The sequence below is a fragment of the Reyranella sp. genome (genome assembly GCF_036558665.1).
Taxonomy (GTDB): domain Bacteria; phylum Pseudomonadota; class Alphaproteobacteria; order Reyranellales; family Reyranellaceae; genus Reyranella.
Window position 1 is genome coordinate 1 of the sequence record NZ_DATBFE010000127.1, and the last position, 4,964, is coordinate 4,964.

General features: G+C 66.4%; 6 protein-coding genes. 5 read left to right on the forward strand and 1 reads right to left on the reverse strand.

Annotation, left to right across the window (positions count from 1 at the left end; genetic code table 11):
- Both VH499_RS18650 and VH499_RS18655 read left to right on the forward strand, forming a co-directional pair.
- Window positions 1-382 (forward strand): molybdenum cofactor synthesis domain-containing protein (locus VH499_RS18650; protein ID WP_332054252.1); only part of this gene is annotated, 382 nt, incomplete at its 5' end.
- A gap of 56 nt (window positions 383-438) precedes the next feature.
- Window positions 439-1,590 (forward strand): PA0069 family radical SAM protein, encoded by a 1,152-nt coding sequence (locus VH499_RS18655; protein ID WP_332054253.1) that lies wholly within the window; start codon window positions 439-441, stop codon window positions 1,588-1,590.
- A 3-nt stretch (window positions 1,591-1,593) separates the two neighbouring features.
- Here VH499_RS18655 and VH499_RS18660 read toward each other — a convergent pair whose 3' ends face one another.
- Complete coding sequence (locus tag VH499_RS18660) at window positions 1,594-2,136, reverse strand: nucleotidyltransferase family protein (protein ID WP_332054254.1); 543 nt, start codon at window positions 2,134-2,136, stop codon at window positions 1,594-1,596.
- Between the two features lie 30 nt (window positions 2,137-2,166).
- Between VH499_RS18660 and VH499_RS18665 the strand changes: the two genes are divergently transcribed.
- From VH499_RS18665 to VH499_RS18675, 3 genes are read left to right on the forward strand one after another with little or no spacing between them, the layout of a single operon-like run.
- Window positions 2,167-2,787, forward strand: a complete 621-nt coding sequence (locus VH499_RS18665) for a ribonuclease HII (RefSeq protein ID WP_332054255.1) — start codon at window positions 2,167-2,169, stop codon at window positions 2,785-2,787.
- A 36-nt stretch (window positions 2,788-2,823) separates the two neighbouring features.
- The gene (locus tag VH499_RS18670; protein WP_332054256.1) at window positions 2,824-4,134 is read left to right on the forward strand and encodes an adenylate/guanylate cyclase domain-containing protein; all 1,311 of its coding nucleotides are present in this window, start codon (window positions 2,824-2,826) and stop codon (window positions 4,132-4,134) included.
- Between the two features lie 9 nt (window positions 4,135-4,143).
- On the forward strand, window positions 4,144-4,770 hold the full coding sequence (locus VH499_RS18675) for a glutathione S-transferase family protein (protein WP_332054257.1): 627 nt from the start codon (window positions 4,144-4,146) through the stop codon (window positions 4,768-4,770).
- Window positions 4,771-4,964 lie beyond the last annotated feature (194 nt).

Genomic DNA, 4,964 nt, shown 5'->3' on the forward strand with positions numbered 1-4,964 from the left:
CGCCCTCATCCGCGCCCAGGTACAGAAATGGATCGACGCTCCCAAGGTCGAGGTGGTGATCACCACCGGCGGCACCGGCGTCACCGGCCGGGATGTCACGCCCGAGGCCCTCGAAGGGCTGTTCGAGAAGAAGATCGAGGGCTTCGGCGAGGTCTTTCGCTGGATCAGCTTCCAGAAGATCGGCACCTCGACCATGCAGTCGCGCGCGACGGCCGGCGTCGCCAGTGCGACCTATATCTTCGCGCTGCCGGGATCGACCGGCGCCTGCCGGGACGCATGGGACGAAATCCTGCGCTATCAGCTCGATATCCGCTTCCGTCCGTGCAATTTTGCGGAACTCATGCCGCGTCTGAACGAGGGGAAGATGCCGCGCAGCAGCTAGACCACAACACCTAGCGGCTTGACGGGTTCCTGTTTTGTTCTCAGAGTCGGGCCATCATGCCCCCCAAAGATCCGCCGCTCTACCCGGACGATGCGATCTCCGAGCCGCAGCACAACGGTCGCGGGGCGCTCAGCAACGCCTCGAGCCGTTACGACAGCGAGAAGCGCATTCGGACGACCGACGGCTGGGAAGCGCCGGAGCAGCCCGCTGGTGATGACGAACTGCCGCCGCTGCGCACCACGCTGACGCGCGACGCGACGCGCACCATCCTCGCCCGCAACACCTCGCCCGACGTCCCCTTCGACCGCTCGATCAATCCCTATCGCGGCTGCGAGCATGGTTGCATCTATTGCTTCGCCCGGCCGACCCACGCCTATCTCGGCCTCTCGCCCGGCCTCGATTTCGAGACCCGGATCCTGTTCAAGCCCGAGGCCGCGAGGCTGCTGACGGCTGAGCTCGCCTCGCCGAAATACCGGTGCGACGTGGTGGCCATGGGCACCAACACGGATCCCTATCAGCCGGTCGAGCGCGAGCTCAAGATCACGCGCCAGATCCTGCGTGTGCTGAGCGATTTCAACAATCCGGTCGGCATCGTCAGCAAGAACCACCTGGTGACGCGGGACATCGATATCCTGGCCGACATGGCCAGGCGCAACCTCGCCGAGGTGTTCCTGTCGGTGACGACGCTCGACAAGGATCTCGCGCGCGCTATGGAGCCGCGCGCCTCGGCGCCGCATCGCCGGCTCGAGGCGATCCGCATGCTTGCGGAGGCCGGAGTGCCGGTCGGAGTGATGGCCGCACCGATGATTCCCGGCCTCAACGACCACGAAATGGAATCCATTCTCGAGGCCGCGATGGAGGCGGGCGCCACGCGCGCAGGTTTCACCGTCCTGCGCCTGCCGCTCGAGATCAAGGATCTGTTCGACGAGTGGCTGCGCGCCCACCGCCCCGACCGCGCCGAGCGCGTCCTGTCGCTGATCCGCCAGATGCGCGGCGGCGCCCTTTACCAGGCCGAGTTCGGCCTGCGCATGCGGGGCGAGGGTCCGATCGCCCAGCTCCTGGGCGCGCGGTTCTCGGCGGCCGTGAAGCGGCTCGGGCTCAATCGCATCCGCTACCGCCTCGACACTCTGCGCTTTGCCGTTCCGGAATCGGCCCGCACCGCGCTCGTCGACGCCAGGCGCGACGCGCGGCAGATGAAACTGCTCTAGCATTCAATCCAGGAACCGTACCCTTGGCCAGAGGTCGCGCCAGCGCTTGCTGGCGACGCGATTTTCATACTCGTCGCGGCGTGTGCGTCCGAAAGCCGTGGGACGGCAGCGCAGGTTGACGAGATCTTCGATGCCGAGCGGGGCGATCACGGTGAGGGAACCGTGCGGTTCCAGACGCACGCCGACCGCGGTTACCGTTTCAAGCCAGTAGAGCATCGAATCGGCGGTGCTCTTGTGCTGGGGGAGACCCTTCCAGAGGTGCATGCGCGCCTGGTTGCGCACCTGCCAGGGCAGGTTCGGCATCAGCTTGCCGAGCAGCGCCTCGCAGCGCGCCTCGGCGTCCCTCGAGAGATCGTTCGCATCGTAATAGAGCACGTCGATATCGGCCGGCGGCCGCGGCGGCGCGATGCCGTGCAGATGATCCCATACGCGATTGCGCACGAAACCTGCGGCAATGCACCAGTCGGGCAGGGCGAGCGTACGCGCCGCACGAAGCTGTTCCATACCCACAGGGTCCTGCGCGATGATGTCGGCGACGAGGGACACACCCTCAGTCTATGCGGTGACTTTGGGGATATGCCGAGCTTCCGATACGAAATCCGCTGTGAGGGACCGGGCGTCGTGCGGATCGCCGGCATCGACGAGGTCGGCCGCGGGCCGCTGGCCGGGCCGGTCGTCGCGGCGGTGGCCATCATCGACCGCACCATGGCGAAGCGGAAGCTGCTGCGGCTGATCGACGATTCCAAGAAGCTCCTGCTCGAGGAGCGCGAGGAGGCCTACGAAGCCATGCTCGCGTCGGGCGCCGTGCGCTACGCGGTCGGCGAGGCGAGCGTCGAGGAGATCGACGCCATCAACATCCTGCAGGCGACCTTCCTCGCCATGCGCCGCGCGTTGCAGGCGCTCAGCGAGCAGCCTGACATCGTCCTGATCGACGGCGATCGCGTGCCGCCCGGGCTCGGTTGCCGCGCCGAGACCATCGTCGGGGGCGATGCGCGCTCCTATTCGATCGCGGCGGCGTCGATCCTGGCCAAGGTGACGCGCGATCGCTACATGCACGGCCTCGCGGCCTCGTTCCCCGGCTACGGCTGGGAGACCAACCGGGGCTACAAGACGCCCGAGCATCTTGCCGCCTTGAACCGGCTCGGACCGACGCCGCATCATCGCAGGAGCTTCGCCCCTGTCATGCGGCTGCTGTAGCCGGCCGTCCCCCGCCCCTGTAGGCTCGCCTGAGCCATGGCGGTCGAGACACGCTACGTGACGAGCGGCGAGGTCTTCGTCGCTTACCAGATCTCGGGACAGAGCGCGCCCGACCTTCTGTTCGCACCGGGCTTCGTGTCCCATCTCGAGCAGGCCTGGGAGAATCCGGACGGCGCGCGCTTCCTGCATGGCCTTGGCGCCTTCTCGCGTCTGATCCGCTTCGACAAGCGCGGCACCGGCCTCAGCGATCGCAGCGTCGGCATTCCCCATCTCGACGAACGCATCGACGATATCCGCGCTGTGCTCGATGCAGCCGGTTCGAAGCGGGCATTCCTGTTCGGCATCTCCGAAGGCGGGCCGATGTCGATCCTGTTCGCCGCCACCTACCCCGATCGCGTCGCCGGCCTCATTCTGTTCGGGACCTATGCCTGTGCTGTGGGCGCTTCCGTTCCCCAGGACGACCTTGCGGCGGCCGAGCGCGCCGTCCGGGAGAGCTGGGGAACCGGGAAGAGCCTGCCGGGCTTCGCACCATCGATCGCCGGCGATCCGGCCGCCGTGCAATATTTCGCGAAGTCTGAGCGGCTGAGTGCAAGTCCATCCGACGTGATCAACCTGTTGCGGATGAATCGCGAGATCGACGTCAGACATATCCTGCCGGCGATTCGTGTGCCCACATTAGTCGTTCATCGCCGCGACGACGTGCGCGTGCGTTCCTTGGCCGGCCGCGAGCTCGCTGCCGGCATTGCAAATGCGCGCTACGTCGAATTGGCGGGCAACGATCACATTCCCTGGGTTCAGGATCAGGGACTGATCGTCGAGGAGGTCCGGCAGTTCATGGGTGGAGCGCCTGACGCGGTCGAGATCGATCGCGTGCTTTCGACCGTGCTGTTCACCGACATCGTCGATTCGACGAAGCGCGCGGTGGCGGTCGGTGACCGGCAGTGGCGCTCGACCTTGGAGGCGCATCATGCGGCAGTGCGGTCCGAGCTTCAGCGTTACCGCGGTCGCGAGGTCAAGACGACCGGTGACGGTTTCCTGGCCTTGTTCGACGGTCCGGCGCGGGCGGTCAGGTGCGCGCAGGAGATCGTGCGCGCCGTGCGGCCGCTCGATCTCGAAATCCGTGCCGGCGTGCATACCGGCGAGATCGAGATGATGGGCGACGATGTCGGCGGCATTGCCGTCCACATCGCCGCGCGCGTCGCCCAGCGGGCCCATGCGGGCGAAGTGCTGGCCTCGAGCACAGTGAAGGATCTCGTCGCCGGCGCCGGCCTGAAGTTCATCGAGCAGGGACTGGCCGAACTCAAGGGATTGGACGAGGCTGTCCGGCTGTTCAGCGCCGTCGCCTGAAGGAGGACGATGCTCACCTTGTACTACGCGCCGCATACCTGCGCGCTGGCAACGCACATCGTCCTGGAGGAGGTCGGCGCCGACTACTCGACGGTCAGGATCGACTTCGCCACCGACGAGCAGCGCTCGCCAGCCTACCTCAAGATCAACCCCAAGGGCCGTGTTCCTGCGCTGGTGACCGATCGCGGCGTGCTCACCGAGACGCCGGCCATGCTGGTCTTCGCTGCGCAGAGCTTTCCTAAGGCGAAGCTTGCGCCTTTCGACGACCCGTTCGTCTTCGCCGAAGCCCAGGCGTTCAACAGCTACCTCTGCTCGACACTGCACGTGGCACATGCGCACCGCATGCGCGGGCCACGCTGGGTCGATGCCGGCGATGCGCATTCGATCGCGGCGATGCAGCGCAAGGTGCCGGAATCGGTCACGGCCTGCTACGAGCTGATCGAGCGCGGCATGCTGAAGGGGCCGTGGGTCATGGGCGAGCGCTACACGATCTGTGATGCCTACCTGTTCACGCTGGCGCAATGGCTGGAAGCCGACGGCGTTGACCCCGGTCACATACCGCGCGTGATCGATCACCGCCGGCGCATGTCCGAGCGCGTCACCGTGCGCAAGGCAATCACCCAGGAACTCGCCTGACAGGAACATCTCGTCGCACTCGACCGGCCGAAGGCGGCGCGGCATGATCCCATCATGGATGACAAGGGCAAGGTTCCAGCCGAGGCCGAGCATGGACAGCTCATCGCCGAGCTGCGCGCCTCGATCACCAGGCACACATCGGGAAAGAGGCGCGAGCGGCTGCTGGCACGGCTTGATCAGCTGGAAATGTCGGC